Source organism: Sporosarcina koreensis, from assembly GCF_001531445.1.
Classification (GTDB): Bacteria; Bacillota; Bacilli; order Bacillales_A; family Planococcaceae; genus Sporosarcina; species Sporosarcina koreensis_C.
Map to the genome: position 1 here is coordinate 1 of NZ_LQYA01000208.1, position 330 is coordinate 330.

Below are 330 nucleotides of genomic sequence, written 5' to 3' on the forward strand. Positions count from 1 at the left end.
CCGATGATTTATGTTTGGGAGTCAGACTGCGGGTGATAAGATCCGTAGTCGAGAGGGAAACAGCCCAGACCGCCAGTTAAGGTCCCCAAGTATCCGTTGAGTGGAAAAGGATGTGGCGCTGCCCAGACAACCAGGATGTTGGCTTAGAAGCAGCCATCATTTAAAGAGTGCGTAATAGCTCACTGGTCGAGTGGCGCTGCGCCGAAAATGTACCGGGGCTAAACGGATCACCGAAACTGCGGACTGACACCTCTGGTGTCAGTGGTAGGAGAGCGTTCCAAGGGCGTTGAAGCTAGACCGTAAGGACTGGTGGAGCGCTTGGAAGTGAGA

1 rRNA gene is annotated in these 330 nt (G+C 53.9%); it reads left to right on the top strand.

The features are described 5' to 3' along the window. Nucleotides 1–330, top strand: a 23S ribosomal RNA gene (locus AWV70_RS19555); the annotation flags it as partial.